The sequence below is a fragment of the Haladaptatus paucihalophilus DX253 genome, assembly GCF_000376445.1.
Classification (GTDB): domain Archaea; phylum Halobacteriota; class Halobacteria; order Halobacteriales; family Haladaptataceae; genus Haladaptatus; species Haladaptatus paucihalophilus.
Genome location: NZ_AQXI01000001.1, coordinates 2,240,345 through 2,256,940, shown reverse-complemented (window position 1 = coordinate 2,256,940; position 16,596 = coordinate 2,240,345). Strand labels below are relative to the sequence as shown.

Genomic DNA, 16,596 nt, shown 5'->3' with positions numbered 1-16,596 from the left:
TTTCGACCAATGACAGCGACCCAGAGCGACCTGGCGAGCCTGTCCCGATACATCTTCCGTGCGCCGCGGTGGTACGCGAGTCTGGGGTTCGCGCTCTTCATCGCTGCGATTGCGGGTGTCGGGGCGTTCGACTCGCAGTACATCCTCCAGGACGCGTGGGAGGGAATCTTCTTTATCGGGGTGCCGACGGTCGTCGCGAGCATCTTCACCACGCCGGTCGACCGGCGTCTCGGCGGGCAGTTGACCTACAACCGGTCGTCGCTGCTCGCGCTGACGTGCGAAATCATCGTCGTCACCGTGCTCTCGGTCGCGGGCATCATCTCGGCGTTCACGGGGATGGGCCAGCAGTTCGTCTTCGACGTACTCATCTTCAGCCTCGCGTCCGTCTTCGCCCTCCGACTCCTCGTCGTGATGGCCGTCTCGCGCGCCTCGTTTCCGGTCGCACTGGTACCAGCGAGTATCCAAACCGGCACCGCCGCCGTCCTGTTTTTCATCTACAGCGAGACGATTCGCGTCCTCGAAGTCGGCGGGCCGCTCGTCCAGAACCTGCTCGCCCGCGGGGACAAAGCCCCGGCGGCGCTCGGCATCATCGCGCCGCGGGATTTCATCCTGCTCGGGGTCGTCAGCGGGATGTACGCGCTCGGGGTCTACGGGTTTCTCACCGTCATCGACCGACCGTGGCGGCGCAGTCTCGGCGTCAGCGCGCTCGATTTCCTCCGGGGATTCATCGGCCACATCGCGGAGGGGACTCGCGAACTGGAGGACTTCTTCGAGCAGATCGGGCAGCAGGCGGTCGTCCCCGTCACCGTCCTCTCCTTTCGCCGCGAGGACGAAAGCGAGAAGGCGCGGTTCGTCCTGCCGATGATTCATCCGGGTCCGATGGGCGAAATCGGCGGCGGAAACCTTCCGCGCCGGGTCGCCGCCGAGTCGGACGGGCTGGCGTTCCCGCCCCACGCCACCGCCGGACACGACTTCAACCTCGTCACCGAGCGCGAAGTGGACACCATCCTCGAAACCGCACACACCGCTTTCGAGCGAATCGAGTACAGCGACGACGCCACCCAGAGCGTTCGAACGCGGGAGGGCGACGCCAAAATCGTCGGACAGTCGTTCGGCGACGACGCGCTGCTCGTCGCCACCTACTCCCCGACGTTCGCCGACGACGTGGAGTACGCGGTCGGTCTCGCCGCCGCCGCGGAGGCCCGGTCGGGCGGAGTGGACGAGGTGATGCTGGTCGATGCGCACAACTGCAACAACGGTCTCCAAGGCGAGGACATCGGCCACATCTACCCGGGAAGCGAGCGCTCGTTCCACATGATTCAGGCCGCGCGAGCGACGGCCGACGAACTCGGAACCGCGAAGCGCGGTCGTCCGAAACTCGGCGTCGCGTGGGACGAGACCGAGTGGACGCCCGCCGAGGGAATCGGGCCGCTCGGCGTTCGCGTCGGGGTGCTCGACGTCGCGGGACAGCGGACGGCCTACGTCCTCGTGGACGGCAATAACATGGAACCCGGCCTCCGGGACCGCATCGTCGCCGCCGTGGACGCGGACGACGTGGAGGTGATGACCACCGACACCCACATCGTGAACATGGTCAAATCCTCGAATCAGGTCGGCGGAGCCATCGACCACGACGAACTCATCTCGCTCGTCACACGGTTAACGGATGAGGCGACCGCGGACCTCGAACCCGTCGAAGCCGGAATGGCGAGCGAGTACGCCGAAGTGACCGTCTTCGGTAACGACCGCACCGAGACGCTGGCGAGTCACGCGAACGCCGTCATCGCCATGGGCGCGGCGCTCGCCGGGGCGGTCATCCTCGCGGTGACGGCCATCAGCGTCCTCATCTTCTTCCTCGCCTGAGGCTGTCGGACGAATCACAGTCGCGTTTATCGACGCCTCTCGCTTACCTCCACACGGTGGGGACAATGGCGATAGAGACGACCGAAACCGGAGTGGAACCACTCCGCGCGCAACTGAAGGGCGAACTCGTCACGCCGGACGACCCGGACTACGACGAGGAGCGCTCGGTGTGGAATGGCATGATAAACAAGCGTCCCGCGATGGTCGCGCGGTGCGACGGCGTCGCGGACGTCCGAGCCGCCGTGAACGTCGCACGGGAATACGACCTCCCGGTGGCGGTCCGCGGCGGGGGACACGGCGTCGCCGGACGCGCGGTGGTCGACGGCGGCCTCGTCATCGACCTCGAACCGATGCACTGGGTCCGGGTGGACCCCGAAACGCGTCGCGTCCGCGCGGGTGCCGGAGCGACATGGGGCGACGTGGACCGAGAGACGCAACCGTTCGGCCTCGCGGTCCCCGGCGGCGTCGTCTCCGATACCGGCATCGCCGGACTCACGCTCGGCGGCGGGATGGGACACGTCCGCCGGAAGTACGGCCTCTCGTGTGACAACCTCGTCTCGGCCGACGTGGTGACCGCGGACGGGGAGTTCCTCACGGCGAGCGAGGACGAACACGAGGACCTGTTCTGGGCGCTCCGCGGCGGCGGCGGAAACTTCGGCATCGTCACCGCCTTCGAGTACGAGGCCCACCCAGTCGGTCCCGACGTCGCCACGTGCTTCGTCTGGTACGACGGCGAGCAGGCGGAAGAAGTCCTCCGGAAGTTCCGGGCGTACGCGGCCGACGCACCCGACGAGGTGAGCCTCCTGCCGTTCTACGCGTGGGTACCGGACCTCCCCGAGTTCCCCGAGGAGTCGTGGGGCGACTCGACGGTGGCCCTCCTCGGGTGTTACGCGGGCGACCCGGCGGAGGGCGAAGCGGAACTCCAGCCGGTTCGGGAGTTCGCAGAACCGATCACGGACTTCAGCGGGACGATGCCCTATGTCGAACTCCAGTCGATGTTGGACGAGGACTACCCGAACGGGCGCTACTACTACTGGAAGTCGCTCTACATCGACGAGTTGAGCGACGACATCATCGACGCCATCGGCGGCTGCGCCGAGCGCTGTCCGGTTCCGCTCTCGACCGTCGATGTCTGGCAGGGCGGCGGTGCACTTTCCCGCGTCGGCGAGACGGAAACCGCGTTCGCACACCGTGACGCGCCGTACGGACTCAACTTCGAGGCGAACTGGGACGACCCGCGACAAACCGACGCGGCGGTCGCGTGGGTGCGCGAGTCCGTCGCCGAGATGCGGGAGTTCCCCGCCGTCCGCGGCCAGTACGTCAACTTCCCCGGACTCGAAGAGGAATCTTCGGAGGTGCCGTTCGGCGAGAACGCGGACCGACTCGCGGAGATAAAGGCCGAATACGACCCCGAGGGCGTCTTCCGCGCCCACGGGAACCTCGAACCGCGAGCCTGAACGAAACTCCTTTTTCGGTGCTTCGCTAACGGACGGGCGTTCGCCTTCTCAAATGGGCGCTCGCGTGGCTGTCCGCCTGTTCCCTCCTCACCGTCTTCGAGGCGGTTCCTGCTCGCCGGTATCGTCGTCGGGTCCCTCGGAGTCGTCGTCCTCGTCGCCATCGCGTCCGTCACGATGTAGACGCCCGGAAAACAGTGGCTGCCCCGCCGCTAGCCCCCATCGCTATCCCGTCGCTCGCCCGAAAACCGTCCCACACCTATCGGTTCGATACCGAACCTACTCCCCCCCAGCGTCTCCGCCGAGGGTTTTCGGGTCGTCACGTTCGGCCTGTCCCGGCGTGCAATCGTTCGCGTCGGTCCCCGCGTTCTCCCGTGAGGGAGGGCGTTTGCCACTCGATTGCCACCGGTTCGCCCGAGGGAAATGTCTCCCGGTCGTCGGTTGTCCCGACGAGTGACGGGTGGGCGGGTCAGCCCGGAGAACGCTGTCTCACGGCGCGAGGAAAGCGCGCCGATTCCGCCGTTTTTGGCGGTCGTCCCCCGAGCGGGCCAGTGACTGACGACACGTCACAACGTATTAAAATAGAGTCGTAGTTATAATAATTCGGCTTGAATACGCCAGTCAGGAAAGTAACGCTTACGCCGATTCTTCGGCGTCGGCGAACAGATCATCGACCGCCGCGCGGGCGGCCAGTGCGGCGTCGTTCGCCACCTTCTCCTCGTCCCGACTCGCGTTCGGCGCGTTGACGTACACGTCCACTTCGAGGATACCCTCCTCGAACGTGACCGTCACGTCAACGTCCTTGACGTCGGACTGCTTGATTCGGTCGAATATCAGGCCCTCGGCCGCTTCCGAGGCCGTCTGGACGACCGTCTCGTCGCTGACCATCGCTTACGCGCCGCCAGCGCCGCCGGGACCGGTCGGGCCGGACGGACCGCCCGCGCCGCCGCCGCCGAGCATGTCCTGCAGTTCGCCCTGCAGCTTCTCGAACTGCTCGCGGACGCGCTCTTCCTGCTTTTTGAGCGTCTCGACGCGAATTTCGAGGCTGTCAACCTTGTCTTCGAGGTCGGACTGGGCCGTCTCGTAGTCCGTCTTGATGAACAGTTCGCCGACTTCCTGGAACATCGTCGCGTCCTCGTCGATGTCGTCGAGCTCGTCGAGCGCGTTCTCCGACTCGGAGAGCTGCGTCTCGGCCTGGTTCTTCTGCACTGCGACCTGCTGGGCCGTGTCCTGAAGGTCCTGCAGCTGTTCGAGCTTCTCCTGTGCTTCCGGTGGAAGATTACCCTGCATACCCGTCCCTTGTCGCCCGGACTGAAAAAGCCCCGCTTTTACGTTCGTGGAGGCACAGGACGGTTCGGCGAGGTATCGATTAGAACGGGGCGTTTGACTCGCGGGAACGCGTCGAAACGTGCTTCGACTGGCCCTCGTTCGTTCCTTCGTCACTCACGAGAACACACCAGAACCAGTTCAGGCTGGCTCCCGCTCACTCCGTTCGCGAGAACACCTCCCCGAAGACACGCGACTCGGCCTTGCGAAGGTGTTCCGCGGCCGTACTCGGCGCACAGCCCATCGCGTCGGCGACGTCCTCGTGGCTTGCCCGCCGCGGTACGTCGTAATACCCCAGTTCGACCGCGATTCGGGCGGCCTCCCGCTGACGCTCGCTGAGCGACCGCACGACGGACTCGTGGCCCGTCGCTCCGTCGCCGACGAGTTCGACGTCGAGGTCGACACCCTTCGGTACGTCGCCCATGGCGTCCTGGAGCGCGGCCGCCGACCCGCCGACGGCGAACGTGGCTCGACCGTCGTCGTGATACTTCACGGGGGACAACTGAACGATACTTTCCCGGGAGAACGCGGAGAACAACGCCCCGTCGACCGCCGTCGTCTCGTTGTGGACGTAACAGTAGAACTCCTCGTCCGAGATGGACGTCACGTCGTACGTCAGCACCTCGGAAATTTCGTCGAGGGCGGCGGTGAACCGCTCGACATCGCCGCGAACGTACAAGAGGAGGGTCACGATGTCTTCCGGGAGGTCCGACGGGTTGCCGTGGAGCGCACGGGCGTCCTCGACGTACTCCGCACCGGTCAAAATCCCGTACACGGGATGAACGGGCGTCTCTCCGGGGTCGAGCACCAAACGGAGATATTTCATACCGTACGTCACGTTCGGGAGCTTATAAATCGTCCAGAGGACTGCGGCAGAACCGCTATCGGCCGCTCGAACGAACTATCGAGTATGAACGTCTTCGTCGCCGGTGCGACCGGCGTCCTCGGTCGCGAACTCGTCGCAGAACTCGCGGTACGGAACCATCGCGTCGTCGGACTCTCTCGAAATGCGCGAGGAGACGAACTGGTCGCCGAGCGCGGCGGGGAACCGCGACGCGGGGATATCCTCGACGAGGAGTCGCTCGTTTCCGCCGCCGAAGGGTGTGACGTGCTGATTCACGCCGCGACGGCGATTCCGACGAGCAGGAAACCGACCGACGACGAGTGGGTCAAAAACGACCGCGTGCGCGCCGAAGGGGCGCGAAATTTGGTCTCGGTCGCAGACGAAATCGACGCCGACCGGCTCCTCCTCCAGAGCATCGTCTGGGTCGCCCGCCAACCGGACGGACGGACGTTCGACGAGGAGGCTCCGCCCAACCCCGACCGCACGACGCGCTCCGCGCTCGACGCCGAGCGAATCGTTCGGCGGGGCGGAGAGGACGGAGACTTCGACGTCGGTATCCTCCGCTGTGGCTGGTTCTACTCCCCCGAATCGGCGCACACCCGACAGATGGGGTCCGGCCTGCTCGACCGGAAATTCCCGATTCTGGGCGACGGCCCCCTCGGGCGACGGGATGCGGCGCTTTCGATTCTCCACGTCGAGGACGCCGCGCGAGCGTTCGCCGCGGCGGTCGAGTCCGACGCGACCGGCCGTTGGCACGTCACCGACGACGAACCGGTTTCTCTCGCGACGATGCTGACGGCGTTCGCGAACCGTCTCGGAGCACCGACACCGCGACGGATTCCCGGCTGGGTCGCCCGACCGTTCGTCGGTGAGCACTCGGTGCGCCTGCTGACGAACTCGATGCCGACGACGAACGAACGGTTCCGGGAGACGTTCGACTGGAACCCGCGATATTCGAGTTATCGGGACGGACTGGACGAGGTGGTCGAAACGTGGCGAGACGACGGACTGCTCGTCGCGGATGGAGACGACTACGAGTGGCGTAGAAAATGAATCGAGATTCGCCGCGTTTCACTCGCTCTCGAACAGAATCACGTCGTCCTCGTCGTCCTCGTCGTCCAGACAGAGCGGCACCGGCGGCCCCCAGAGATAGCGGTGCTGGTCGCCACAGGCGGGACAGTCGTAGGTCGCAATTCCTTCGCCATCCGCGACGCTGGAATCCCAGTCGTCGGGGTCGGTGTGCTCCGTGGCGATGGGAGTCATCGTCTCGGGGCATCGAATCACGATACGATGGTCGCGGTCGAAATCACCCGTTTCGTCGTCGCTCTTTTTCCGTCCGAACGGGTTGAGTCGGTCGAACACGCCTATCGCCACCCGAGGGGAGTCGGTGGGTACACCCATTCGTGGCGGTTACTGGTTTCCCATCTCTTCTGCAGCACGGTACCAGCGTAAGGAACCCCACGAACACAAATCCGTCGATACAATCGACAAAGTATCTGAACAATCTAGAGTGACAGTTCGCGTACCGAATCACCCGTTTCGGCGACCGTCTCGGCGACGCCCACGAGCGTTTGCCACGTGTTCAGCGCCGCGCGGAGGGCGATGAGGTCCTCGGCCTCGACGCGGACGGAAACCGTGTTCCCGTCGCGTTCGACGGTCGTCCAAGAACGGTCGTCGTCTATTTCGCCGATCTCCTGCTCGACGCTCCGAAAAACGAGGACCGCACGCTCCTCGGCGTCGTACTCGAAATCGAGAAGCGCGTCGTGAGACACGGGCGCTACCGGACGTTGACTTCCTTGACGTCGCGGCTGCGCTCTTTCAGCAGGACGCGGTGTCCACAGTACGGGCAGCGAACGCCGCCGTACTCGTCCAGTTCGACATCCCGCTTACAGCGCGAACACTTGTAGCTCATTATTCGTCGTCAGCCAATGCGGCGCGGATGGAACGCTTGACGGTCCGTCCGGCAGGCGTCTGCGGGCGGTAGGTACCACCGGCGAACGTGTAGCCGCACCGACCGCACTCCCAGATTCCCGTACCCTGTCGGTCCACGGTGTCGTTACCGCAGTCCGGGCAGGTGTGGTTTTCGTTCATGTCCGCTTCGATTTCGGAGATGCGCTTGCGCGCGACGCGACCGTATCGCGCCCCGAACCGACCGGCGCTACCGGTTCGTGATCGAGAGTCTTCGGCCATAGTACCGAGAAATAACCCGAGAGGACTGATAAAGCCTTTGAGTTAGACCGGTGGTCGAGCCAACGCGTACCCGACGACCAGCACCGCTCCGAGCAGGCCGAGTATCGTCATCGGAAACGACGTGAACTGCCCGGCCACGAATCCACCGCCCGATAGCGTCGGAATCGCCGCGAGTACCGCGTCGTAGCGTGAGGCCATGTAATTACATATAATTACGCAACCCCAAAAACGCTGGGGCTGCTCGACGAGTGCGAATGCGGAAGCAACGGGAACGGTCGAGAGCGGGAAACACAAAACCTTCGGCTAGGTCGGAACCGGCATCCAGCACGAACGGTCCACGCCATCGTTTCACCACCCTCGTGTTTATTCCGTTTCCGACCGATTACCGTGTCATGCATCGGCGAGAGTTTCTCCGTACCGCCGCTGTTGGGGGTGGGGCCGCGTCTCTGTTCGCGTCGGGTGGGGTCGTATCGGATGGCGTCGCCGACACCGAAGCGTACCGACCGCTCGGACGGGTCGCCATCAGGAACGCCAAGGAAGCGGTGGTCGGAAACGACGGGAAGACCGCGTTCGTCGCCACCACGGACGGATTCGCAACGGTGGACATCCGAAACCCGAAACAGCCGACGGTGATGGCAGAGCGCCACGACCTCCTCGCCCAGCGAGACGGCGGCCCGCTCCTCCAAATTTGGGACGCGAAGGTGGACGGGGACCGACTGCTCGTCGCCGGTCCCGCGAACCCCATCGGAAGCGACGCGGTGCACGGCGTCCTGCTGTACGACGTGCGCGACCCGACCGACCCGAAACGAGTGGCGTTCCACGAGACGACGTTTCCGATTCACAACGCCTTCCTGAAGGACGACATCGCCTACCTCACCGGCAACGACGGGGACGGAAATCCGCTCGTACTGGTGGACGTATCGAACGACGCGCCGACGGAAGTCGGCCGGTGGTCGATGGTGGACTACGACGAGGACTGGAAGGATGTGGACTCGTGGGTGCGGACGCTGCACGACGTCTGGGTCCACGACGGACGGGCGTACCTCGCGCAGTGGGACGCCGGAACGTGGGTCGTGGACGTGTCCGATCCGAAACGACCCACGTACGTCTCGCATTTCGGCGGGCGGTCGGTGGACGACCTCGCTTCGATTCCGTCCTCGCAGGAACAGGAAGCGGTCATCGGCCTGCCGGGAAACGCCCACTTCGTAACGACGAACGAGGACGCCTCCCTGCTCGCCTGCAACAAGGAGGCGTGGGACACCGACGGCCCCGACACGACCGGTCCGGGCGGCATCGACCTCTGGGACATCTCGGACGTGACGAAGCCACGAAAGCTCGCGACCATTCGGCCGCCGAAGACCGACGACCCGAGTTACGACTTCGCGGCGTCGCTCTCGTCGGTCGCCGCATCGCTCTCGCCGGTCGGCGTCGCGTCGGGCCACGACTGCCACGAGTGCGGGCAGGGGAGTTCGGCAACTGGGTGGACGACTTCGCACAACTTCGATTTCGTCGGCGACCGCCTCTACACGTCGTGGTACAGCGGCGGCGTGAAGCTGTTCGACGTGAGCGACCCGGCCAACCCGACGGAACTCGCGTGGTGGCGAAAGCCCAGCGAAGCCGCGTTCTGGACCGCCCAGCGCGTTTCCGACGACGTGTTCATCGGCGGCAGCATGGGTCAGGAAGGCGACGGCCGAGGCGGTCTCTACACCTTCCCGAACCGCGGGGGCCAACAACGAAACCCGCCGTCGCTCACGGGGACGGGAACCGCCTCGGAAACCACGACCTCGAAACCCGTCACGGGAGGCGACGGGACCACGGACTCGGACGACGGCGGGACCTCGTTGACCAAGGAAGGCCGATTCGGCGCGGGCGTCGCCGGACTATCGATACTCGGGGTCGGCGTCTGGAAGCGCTTCCGGGGGCAAAACTGAGCCGATTGTTCGGGAACGATTTCCGCCGAAATCCCGACCGCGAACCCCAAGCTTACCATACTTCGAGTTCCTACGATACGGTATGAGCGAGAACAGCACGACCGACGCCGCGGAGTCGGCGGACGACCTCACGTCACGGGTCGAACGCTGGCTCACCGCCCAGATGCCCATCATCCAGATGCACGGCGGGACGAGCGCGGTTCGGAAAGCGGACCCCGAATCGGGCGAGGTCGTCATCGAACTCGGCGGTGCCTGCGGCGGGGGTTCCATCACCCCGATCACCTCCCAGAACATCGAAGTCGAACTCCTCAAGAAGTTCGACGAGGTGGACGACGTGACCGTCCGCATCGCCGACGACGGCACCAGCCAGTGGAAGACGGACCAAGCCGAGAGCGTCATGGGCATCGACCGCTCCGAGGGCGGACGCGGCGGGAAACTGAACACGCCGGGCGAGAACGAGCACTTCTAGAACCCACCTTTTGCTGCGGTCGTGAGCGGAGAGCGAACGCGCTTGCGTTCGCTCTCCGCCTTACTCCCTGGCAAAATCTGGACCAAAAGAACTCCTCCTTCCCGTTGGTCAGTCGTCGGCCCGGAAAATCTCCGATTTTCCGGTGAGGATACTAGCGACAAGGGGACTGTGTCACCGGCCGTTTCTGGCGGTTGTGTAGCGTGCCGTTTCTGGCGGTTGTGTAGCGTGCCGTTTCTGGCGGTTGTGTAGCGTGCCGTTTCTGGCGGTTGTGTCATCGACCGTTCCGTGTGGCTGTGTCATCGACCGTTCCGTGTGGCTGTGTCATCGACCGTTTCCCCGGCTGTGTCGCCTGCCGGTTTCCCTCGGTCGCGCTACTTCGACAGTACCTTCTCGACGCTCGCCGCGACGCTTCGGGCCTTTTCAGCGAGTTCCTCGGAGATGTGGCCCGTTTCGACGGCAGCGTCGAGTTCGTCGTCGTCCACCCGCTCGACGGTTCCGTCGGGGCGCTTGACGACATCGACGTGGAGGTCCACGTAGCGGACCGACCGGGGGAACAGTTCGACGGGCGTGCAGACGTTGACGTAGGTGCCCTTCGATTTCCCATTTTCGCTCCGGTAGGCCGTCGGATACCACCATCTTCCCTCGCGGAACTTCGTGATCGCCACGTCGCCGCACTCGCGGTCGGTGCCGATGGCGTCGTAGGTCCCCGAACTCCCCATCTCGCGGCGGACGGTGTACTTTCCGGCCTCGGGGTCCGCCTCCGCGACGGCCCCTTTGCCCAGCGAGAAACAGCGACCGTCGGGCTTGCCGTGGTCGATGAACACCTCGTCGTCCGCATCGGGGCCGAACCCGCGAAGGGTCGCGCCGGTCGGCATCCCGTCGAACGCCTCCTCGCTATCGCCGTAGAGGTCCTCCGCGAAATCGACCGCCGTGCTCGCCGACGAGTCGGCGGCCTTGATTCGGTGATGGCCGGGAAGCGTCGTCGTGACCTCCCGGCGAGCCTCGTCCAGTTCGAATCGGGATTCGCGGCCGAACCACAGCCACGCCGTTTCCTCGGGTGCGGCGACGGTTCGCGGACCGTCAACGTCGGTCTCCTCGGCCAGCGCGCCGTCGATGGTTTCGGCCCGTTCGACGGCCGCGGAGAGGGCGGCGTTCATCTCGTCCAGCGTGGCGTCGGCCGCGGCGTACTCCCAGCGGACGCCCCACTCGTCGGGAACGTCGGTCGGAAGCATCTCGGTCGTGCGGGTGAGTTCGCGCCTGCTGGCGTCGTCCGGCGCGCTGGCGACGACTTCGTTCACCCCCTTCGAGAGGCTGGCGACGCCGCCGAACACCTGCATGTCGGTTCCGAGGAGGGAGCGGTCGCGCGACCACGGCGGTTCGGGGTCGTGGACCTGCACGCGAACGTGGTCGCCGTCGTCGATTCGACGGTCGATGGCGCGGAACGGGAGGAAGCCCTCGCCGTGGTCGTCGCCGAGGTCCACGACGGCACCGCTTCCGAGGGTGTCGCTGACTACGCCATCGAACAGTGCCCCGCGCGGGGCCGAGTCCTGCCAGTGGAAGGTGTCGATGGCGGTATCCGCCACCCGACGTGCGACGTGGGAGACGGTTTCGGGGTCCCCGGAGATGCCGACGCCCTGCCTGTCGTCGGTCGTCTCGACCGTGGCGTCGTACTCGCCGGTGTCGAACGACTCGTCGAACCGACGCCTGATGGGCGGTGAGGCCTGCACCACCTCGAACTCGTCACCGAGCAGGTGCGTGAGTGCGGTGGTGTAGATTCCTCTGATGCGGATTCGGCTCATGGCTGATAGAGAAACGAACGGGGGTCGGTCGTCGTATCGAGCGAGAGAGCGTGCATACCCGCCGGTTGGCGGGCAGGGGTTTTCAGGATGACGAGGTTCGGTCGGTCGCGGGAGAAATCAGTCGTCGGCGGGGACGGTACCGGTCCAATTCGCGTCGGTGACGCTCGAATTGGGGTCAGCCACGGACGGCGTTTCCACGTCGTCCGACGGTTCGGTCGCGTCATCGGCCGCTTCGTCAGCGGCGTCGTCGTTGTCTCGTCGTGTCGTTTCTTTCGGCGGTGCGGAGTACATAATTCCTCGGCTCTGGCTGACGGGTGTCATGGTGTGACGTGATGTGCGATTCTACTTATTAAGAGTGACCCTACAGGAATAATACGTCATATATACCCATACTAGGAATCAAAGGAAACTCGTGCCGAACGATTTACTCTTCGGCTGTGCGAACTCGAAACATGGACGAGAAACGGGACCCGGTCGCTCGCGGGATGGACGATTCGGTCGATCTATACGGCATCTCGACGTGGGAGGAACGGACGCGTCTCGATTGGTTTGCGACGAAGTTGTACGGCGCGCTCGTAGTCTCGACGCGCGCCTTGATCGTTCTCCTCGCCGCGGCGATTCTCCTGGTGCAGTTCGTCTTCGGCGGATTGGCGGTGTTGAGCGACCCGGAGGTCGGCGCGTTCGTCCTCCTCTCGGTCGTTCCCGCGTTCGCGCTCGCGGCCTACATCTGGTACGCCGACGTCACCATGTCGGAACCGTTACCGCTTCTCGTCGGGACGTTCCTCCTCGGCGTCCTCTTTGCCATGTTCGCGGCCGTGTTCAACTCCGCTCTGCAACCGGTGTTTACCGGCGTTCCGCTCTTCGGGGCGGTACTCTACTTCTACCTCATCGTCGGCCCGGTCGAGGAGACGGTGAAGTGGCTGGCCGTGCGGTTGTTCGCCTACCGGAGCGACAAGTTCAACGCCGTCATCGACGGGGCCGTCTACGGCGCGATGGCCGGGTTGGGTTTCGCCACCATCGAGAACGCTATTTACATCAGCCAAAGTGTTCTGTCGTCCACGGGCACCGACTCGATTTTGAACGTCGGGCGAACGGCCGTGTTTCGACTGTTCGCCGGACCGGGTCACGTCATCTACTCCGCGTTCGCGGGCTACTACCTCGGCTTGGCGAAGTTCAACCGCGAGAACGCGGGTCCCATCGCGGTCAAGGGCCTCCTCATCGCGGCGTTCATCCACGCGACGTACAACACGCTCGTCGGGTTCGTTCCCAACGTGATATCCGCCTTCTACCCCACCGTCTCCGTCGAAATAGCCTACATCGCGTTCGTGTTCGTCTACGACGGCTTCTTCGGCTACCTGCTCTACCGGAAGATATCGCGCTACCGCGTCATGTACGCCGAGGTGGAAGAAAAGCAAGGAGACGGCGCGGACGAGCGACGGGACGCACCCGAACCGCGGAAGCGACGCGAACCCGTGCAGTTCGACTCGGGCGACGGCAGCGGACTGCTCGGCGACGAAGCCGAAAGCGGCCTACTCGGGAACGACGGCGACACGGACTTCGCCAACGGTGGGTGGAACGACACCGAGAGCAACGAGGAGAACGAAAGCGACGAAAGCAACGAAGAGGACGAAAACGCCGAAGACGAACGTTCCGACGAGTTTTCGAACTTCGACTTCTAACGCCGCTCCGCGAGCAGTTCGTCGGCGTACTTCGCCAGCACGTCCACTTCGAGGTGCACGGGGTCGCCGGGTTCCTTCTCCGAGAGGTTCGTCACCCGCCGCGTCGTCGGGATGATGGCGACGGTGAACGTGTCCTCCCCTTTCTCGGCCACCGTGAGGCTGATGCCGTCCAGCGCGACCGATCCCTTATCGACGATGTACTGGCCGAACGCCTCGGGGACGGCGAACTCGTACTCCCAATCTTCACCTACTTCGCGCACGTCCACGACCTCGGTCGTCGTATCGACGTGCCCCTGCACGAAGTGCCCGTCGAGGCGGGCGTCGGCCCGAAGCGCGCGTTCGAGGTTGACGACATCCCCTTCCTCGATTTCGCCGAGGTAGGTCTTCGCCACCGTCTCGGCCGCCAGAAACACCTCGAACGAGTCGTCGTCGAACTCTTCGACGGTCAGACAGGCCCCGTTGACGGCGATGCTCGCGCCGTCTGCCACGTCCGAAAGCACCTCGTCGGCCGCGATGGTGAGCCGACGGCCGCCCTCGGTCTCCTCGACGCGACGAATCTCGCCGACTTCCGCAACGATTCCGGTAAACATAACGGAACTGTTACGCCGAGCGGTTGAAAACGGTTCCGAATCGGGAGGCCGTGACGGCGGATTTTTGGTCGGGGGGACGGAAGTACGGGCATGAAACTGGGCATCCTCGACACCGTGAGTCTCGCCGCGACGCTGGTGCTCGCCCTCCCCATCGCCCTCTTGGGTATCGACCGCATCATCGCGGGGGAGGCCGCCCTCGGCGGCGCGTTCGTCGCCATCGGCGTCCTCATGGTCCTCCTCCGCGAGAAACTGACGACCCCCTCCGACGTGCCCACCAGCGCGGCACAGAAGGTCGTCGGCAAGGTTGCGAAAACCGACGATGACGAGGAGTAGGACGAAAAACGGAGATTTTCGCACACGAGCAAACCGGGAGAACGTCGGCAAGGATGGACGACGCAGGGGGATAAACGACGACGTCGCAACCGGAAACTCGAACGCGGCAGTTACGACCGCGACTGCTAGGGACCACCCACCCCGCCGCCTTTTCCGCCGCTCTTTCCGCCACCCTTTCACCGCCTGTTCCACCATTCCGGACGGCAGGCGGGCGCGGTCGCCGACCGCGCCCACCAAGCGGTTGCACGAACTGCCATCGTTTCGGCCGGACGGATAACCGCCGAAAGCGCCCGTGCGGGGAGCGAGGACCCCAGTCCGCGGTCGGCACGGTATCGTCCGTTCTCCTCGTTAGGGAACAGTACGATAGGATAGCAACTAGTAGAATGAGAAGAATGATAGTATAATTTGAGAGTAGATAGTGGGATGAAGTATATTTTAGTAGTATCCAGTATCACACAGTATATTCACGACGAGAGCACGGTCGAGCGTCAAAAGCGGGGTTTCGGAAATCCGCGACGAAATCTGCGTCTCCTCCCTCGTGCCGCTCAGTCCAACTCGTAAATCTCGCCGTACTTCTCGGTCGCGTAGTCGAGGAAGTACTCCGCCGTAAGCGGTTCGCCGGTCGCCTCCTCGATGAGTTCGTCGGTGGTGTACTTTTGCCCCTGTTCGTGGATGTTCTCGGTCAACCAGTCTCGGATGGGGGCGAAGTCACCCTCGCGGATGAGTTCCATCGGGTCGTCCAGTTCCTCCTCGATGGTCGCCCAGAGTTGGGCGGCGAAGACACTGCCGACGGTGTAGTTCTGGAAGCTGGCAAAGCCGCTCGTCCAGTGGATGTCCTGCAGGCAGCCCTCCGAGTCGGTGTCGGGGCGGACGCCGAGGTACTCGTCCATGAGTTCGTTCCAGCGGGCGGGGATGTCGTCCACGTCGAGGTCTCCGGCAACGAACTCCTGCTCGATTTCGGAGCGGAGGATGATGTGCATGTGGTAGGTCAGTTCGTCCGCCTCGACGCGAATGAGGTTGTCCGTGAACACCTGATTGGCCGCTTCGTAGGCGTCCTCGGCCGTTACGTCATCGAACTCGGGGAAGTGCTCGGTCACGGTCGGGAGGAAGAACTCCCAGAAGGCCTCCGTCCGACCGACGTGGTTCTCCCAGAACCGCGATTGGGATTCGTGAATCCCCGAACTCCGCGACTGGCCGAGCGGCGTGCCGTAGGCGTCGTCCCGCAAACCGAGTTGGTAGGTGGCGTGGCCGAACTCGTGAATCGTCGAAAAGATGGGATCCACGAACTCGTCCTCGTGGAATCGGGTCGTCACCCGGGCGTCGAACTGCGTCCCGGACATGAACGGATGCGGGGCGATGTCGAGGCGGCCGCGGTCCCAGTCGTAGTTCAACAGGTCGAGCGCATCCCGACAGAGCGCCTCTTGGTCCGCCGGGTCGAACGTCCCGGCGAACGCGTCGGCTGCGATGTCCGCGCCGTTCTCCTCGATGTCCTCGATGAGCGGAACCAATCCCTCACGGAGTTCGTCGAATATCTCGTCGACGCGTTCGAGCGGGAGATACGGCTCGCCGTCCTCGAACATGACTTCGTAGGGGTCCTCGTCCGGAGCGATGTGCTCCGCACGCTCGATGTGGAGTTCGCGGAGTCGTTCGAGATAGGGGGCGAACGTCTCGAACTCGTCTTCGGCCTTCGCCCGCTGCCACGCCGGTTGCGCTTCGCTCGTCGTTTCGGAAATCTTCTCCACGAGGTCGCTCGGGACGGAAACCGCGCGGTCGTATTTGCGCCGGACTTCGCGCACGACGGCGGCCCGCTCGTCGTCCAAGTCCTCGCTCTCCAGTTCGTCGAGGAGTTCGCCCGTCCGCTCGTCGGTGAGCAGTTCGTGGCCGATGGACTGGAGCGCGGACAGTTGCTTCGCACGGGCGGGGGTGCCACCCTCGGGCATCTTCGTCTGCTGGTCCCAGTAGAGAATCATCCCGGCGTTTTCGACGTTCGAGATTCGTCGTTCCCGGTCGAGAAGCTCGGCGTAGGCGGAGTCCGATTCTTGTTCGGCTGTTGCCATGAGAGGAGTGTGCATCGTGAAACGGTATCAATGCACGGGTATCGGAAAAGACGAAAAGACG

Annotated in this window: 19 protein-coding genes; 7 read left to right on the top strand and 12 right to left on the bottom strand. The window is 64.4% G+C overall.

From position 1 onward, the window contains the following. The first annotated feature begins 9 nt into the window (after positions 1-9). Together B208_RS0112605 and B208_RS0112600 are read left to right on the top strand one after the other, a co-directional pair. On the top strand, positions 10-1,863 hold the full coding sequence (locus B208_RS0112605) for a DUF2070 family protein (protein WP_007979946.1): 1,854 nt from the start codon (positions 10-12) through the stop codon (positions 1,861-1,863). A gap of 65 nt (positions 1,864-1,928) precedes the next feature. Beyond that, complete coding sequence (locus B208_RS0112600) at positions 1,929-3,320, top strand: FAD-binding oxidoreductase (RefSeq protein ID WP_007979949.1); 1,392 nt, start codon at positions 1,929-1,931, stop codon at positions 3,318-3,320. Positions 3,321-3,953: 633 nt separating this feature from the next. Here B208_RS0112600 and B208_RS0112595 read toward each other — a convergent pair. The 3 genes from B208_RS0112595 to B208_RS0112585 form a co-directional block, all read right to left on the bottom strand. Beyond that, complete coding sequence (locus B208_RS0112595; protein WP_007979951.1) at positions 3,954-4,205, bottom strand: DUF3194 domain-containing protein; 252 nt, start codon at positions 4,203-4,205, stop codon at positions 3,954-3,956. 3 nt (positions 4,206-4,208) lie between these two features. Next, positions 4,209-4,607, bottom strand: a complete 399-nt coding sequence (locus B208_RS0112590; protein ID WP_007979952.1) for a prefoldin subunit beta — start codon at positions 4,605-4,607, stop codon at positions 4,209-4,211. A gap of 193 nt (positions 4,608-4,800) precedes the next feature. Further along, positions 4,801-5,469: a helix-turn-helix domain-containing protein gene (locus tag B208_RS0112585; RefSeq protein ID WP_018128904.1), complete on the bottom strand. Its 669-nt coding sequence runs from the start codon at positions 5,467-5,469 to the stop codon at positions 4,801-4,803. Between the two features lie 84 nt (positions 5,470-5,553). Between B208_RS0112585 and B208_RS0112580 the strand changes: the two genes are divergently transcribed. Next, the gene (locus tag B208_RS0112580; RefSeq protein WP_007979958.1) at positions 5,554-6,540 is read left to right on the top strand and encodes an NAD-dependent epimerase/dehydratase family protein; all 987 of its coding nucleotides are present in this window, start codon (positions 5,554-5,556) and stop codon (positions 6,538-6,540) included. 18 nt (positions 6,541-6,558) lie between these two features. Here the strand turns inward: B208_RS0112580 and B208_RS0112575 are convergent, their stop codons facing one another. The 5 genes from B208_RS0112575 to B208_RS24390 form a co-directional block, all read right to left on the bottom strand. After that, positions 6,559-6,849 carry a hypothetical protein gene (locus tag B208_RS0112575; protein ID WP_232423790.1) on the bottom strand — a complete coding sequence of 97 codons (291 nt, stop codon included), beginning with the start codon at positions 6,847-6,849 and terminating at the stop codon, positions 6,559-6,561. A gap of 143 nt (positions 6,850-6,992) precedes the next feature. Next, the gene (locus B208_RS0112570) at positions 6,993-7,259 is read right to left on the bottom strand and encodes a KEOPS complex subunit Pcc1 (protein ID WP_007979963.1); all 267 of its coding nucleotides are present in this window, start codon (positions 7,257-7,259) and stop codon (positions 6,993-6,995) included. A 5-nt stretch (positions 7,260-7,264) separates the two neighbouring features. Then, positions 7,265-7,399, bottom strand: coding sequence for a DNA-directed RNA polymerase subunit P (locus tag B208_RS0112565; RefSeq protein ID WP_007979966.1), 135 nt, complete (start codon positions 7,397-7,399; stop codon positions 7,265-7,267). After that, positions 7,399-7,677 carry a 50S ribosomal protein L37ae gene (locus B208_RS0112560; RefSeq protein ID WP_007979967.1) on the bottom strand — a complete coding sequence of 93 codons (279 nt, stop codon included), beginning with the start codon at positions 7,675-7,677 and terminating at the stop codon, positions 7,399-7,401. Before B208_RS0112560 ends, B208_RS0112565 begins: the two co-directional genes overlap by 1 nt. Positions 7,678-7,719: 42 nt before the next feature. Then, positions 7,720-7,875 (bottom strand): hypothetical protein, encoded by a 156-nt coding sequence (locus B208_RS24390; protein WP_007979968.1) that lies wholly within the window; start codon positions 7,873-7,875, stop codon positions 7,720-7,722. Between the two features lie 194 nt (positions 7,876-8,069). Between B208_RS24390 and B208_RS0112550 the strand changes: the two genes are divergently transcribed. Further along, the gene (locus B208_RS0112550; RefSeq protein ID WP_007979969.1) at positions 8,070-9,608 is read left to right on the top strand and encodes an LVIVD repeat-containing protein; all 1,539 of its coding nucleotides are present in this window, start codon (positions 8,070-8,072) and stop codon (positions 9,606-9,608) included. Positions 9,609-9,690: 82 nt separating this feature from the next. After that, entirely contained in the window at positions 9,691-10,077 is a 387-nt protein-coding gene (locus tag B208_RS0112545) for a NifU family protein (RefSeq protein WP_018128903.1), read from the top strand. A gap of 371 nt (positions 10,078-10,448) precedes the next feature. Here the strand turns inward: B208_RS0112545 and B208_RS0112540 are convergent, their stop codons facing one another. Both B208_RS0112540 and B208_RS24385 read right to left on the bottom strand, forming a co-directional pair. Then, positions 10,449-11,876: a DUF402 domain-containing protein gene (locus B208_RS0112540; protein WP_007979971.1), complete on the bottom strand. Its 1,428-nt coding sequence runs from the start codon at positions 11,874-11,876 to the stop codon at positions 10,449-10,451. Between the two features lie 117 nt (positions 11,877-11,993). Next, complete coding sequence (locus B208_RS24385) at positions 11,994-12,167, bottom strand: hypothetical protein (protein WP_007979972.1); 174 nt, start codon at positions 12,165-12,167, stop codon at positions 11,994-11,996. Positions 12,168-12,328: 161 nt separating this feature from the next. Between B208_RS24385 and B208_RS0112530 the strand changes: the two genes are divergently transcribed. After that, positions 12,329-13,555: a PrsW family intramembrane metalloprotease gene (locus B208_RS0112530; protein ID WP_007979973.1), complete on the top strand. Its 1,227-nt coding sequence runs from the start codon at positions 12,329-12,331 to the stop codon at positions 13,553-13,555. Here the strand turns inward: B208_RS0112530 and B208_RS0112525 are convergent. Beyond that, on the bottom strand, positions 13,552-14,145 hold the full coding sequence (locus tag B208_RS0112525) for a riboflavin synthase (RefSeq protein WP_007979974.1): 594 nt from the start codon (positions 14,143-14,145) through the stop codon (positions 13,552-13,554). The genes B208_RS0112530 and B208_RS0112525 overlap by 4 nt on opposite strands. Positions 14,146-14,235: 90 nt before the next feature. On the opposite strand from B208_RS0112525, the gene B208_RS0112520 reads away from it, so the two are divergent. Then, positions 14,236-14,478, top strand: coding sequence for a DUF7533 family protein (locus B208_RS0112520; RefSeq protein ID WP_007979975.1), 243 nt, complete (start codon positions 14,236-14,238; stop codon positions 14,476-14,478). Between the two features lie 545 nt (positions 14,479-15,023). Here B208_RS0112520 and B208_RS0112515 read toward each other — a convergent pair. After that, on the bottom strand, positions 15,024-16,535 hold the full coding sequence (locus B208_RS0112515; RefSeq protein WP_007979976.1) for a carboxypeptidase M32: 1,512 nt from the start codon (positions 16,533-16,535) through the stop codon (positions 15,024-15,026). Positions 16,536-16,596 lie beyond the last annotated feature (61 nt).

Excerpts from the sequence above, each read along its gene's own strand:
- B208_RS0112605 (WP_007979946.1), top strand. The coding sequence starts at position 10 with ATGACAGCGACCCAGAGCGACCTGGCGAGCCTGTCCCGATACATCTTC.
- B208_RS0112600 (WP_007979949.1), top strand. The coding sequence starts at position 1,929 with ATGGCGATAGAGACGACCGAAACCGGAGTGGAACCACTCCGCGCGCAA.
- B208_RS0112595 (WP_007979951.1), bottom strand. The coding sequence starts at position 4,205 with ATGGTCAGCGACGAGACGGTCGTCCAGACGGCCTCGGAAGCGGCCGAG.
- B208_RS0112590 (WP_007979952.1), bottom strand. The coding sequence starts at position 4,607 with ATGCAGGGTAATCTTCCACCGGAAGCACAGGAGAAGCTCGAACAGCTG.
- B208_RS0112585 (WP_018128904.1), bottom strand. The coding sequence starts at position 5,469 with ATGAAATATCTCCGTTTGGTGCTCGACCCCGGAGAGACGCCCGTTCAT.
- B208_RS0112580 (WP_007979958.1), top strand. The coding sequence starts at position 5,554 with ATGAACGTCTTCGTCGCCGGTGCGACCGGCGTCCTCGGTCGCGAACTC.
- B208_RS0112565 (WP_007979966.1), bottom strand. The coding sequence starts at position 7,399 with ATGAGCTACAAGTGTTCGCGCTGTAAGCGGGATGTCGAACTGGACGAG.
- B208_RS0112560 (WP_007979967.1), bottom strand. The coding sequence starts at position 7,677 with ATGGCCGAAGACTCTCGATCACGAACCGGTAGCGCCGGTCGGTTCGGG.
- B208_RS24390 (WP_007979968.1), bottom strand. The coding sequence starts at position 7,875 with ATGGCCTCACGCTACGACGCGGTACTCGCGGCGATTCCGACGCTATCG.
- B208_RS0112550 (WP_007979969.1), top strand. The coding sequence starts at position 8,070 with ATGCATCGGCGAGAGTTTCTCCGTACCGCCGCTGTTGGGGGTGGGGCC.
- B208_RS0112545 (WP_018128903.1), top strand. The coding sequence starts at position 9,691 with ATGAGCGAGAACAGCACGACCGACGCCGCGGAGTCGGCGGACGACCTC.
- B208_RS0112540 (WP_007979971.1), bottom strand. The coding sequence starts at position 11,876 with ATGAGCCGAATCCGCATCAGAGGAATCTACACCACCGCACTCACGCAC.
- B208_RS24385 (WP_007979972.1), bottom strand. The coding sequence starts at position 12,167 with ATGTACTCCGCACCGCCGAAAGAAACGACACGACGAGACAACGACGAC.
- B208_RS0112530 (WP_007979973.1), top strand. The coding sequence starts at position 12,329 with ATGGACGAGAAACGGGACCCGGTCGCTCGCGGGATGGACGATTCGGTC.
- B208_RS0112525 (WP_007979974.1), bottom strand. The coding sequence starts at position 14,145 with ATGTTTACCGGAATCGTTGCGGAAGTCGGCGAGATTCGTCGCGTCGAG.
- B208_RS0112520 (WP_007979975.1), top strand. The coding sequence starts at position 14,236 with ATGAAACTGGGCATCCTCGACACCGTGAGTCTCGCCGCGACGCTGGTG.
- B208_RS0112515 (WP_007979976.1), bottom strand. The coding sequence starts at position 16,535 with ATGGCAACAGCCGAACAAGAATCGGACTCCGCCTACGCCGAGCTTCTC.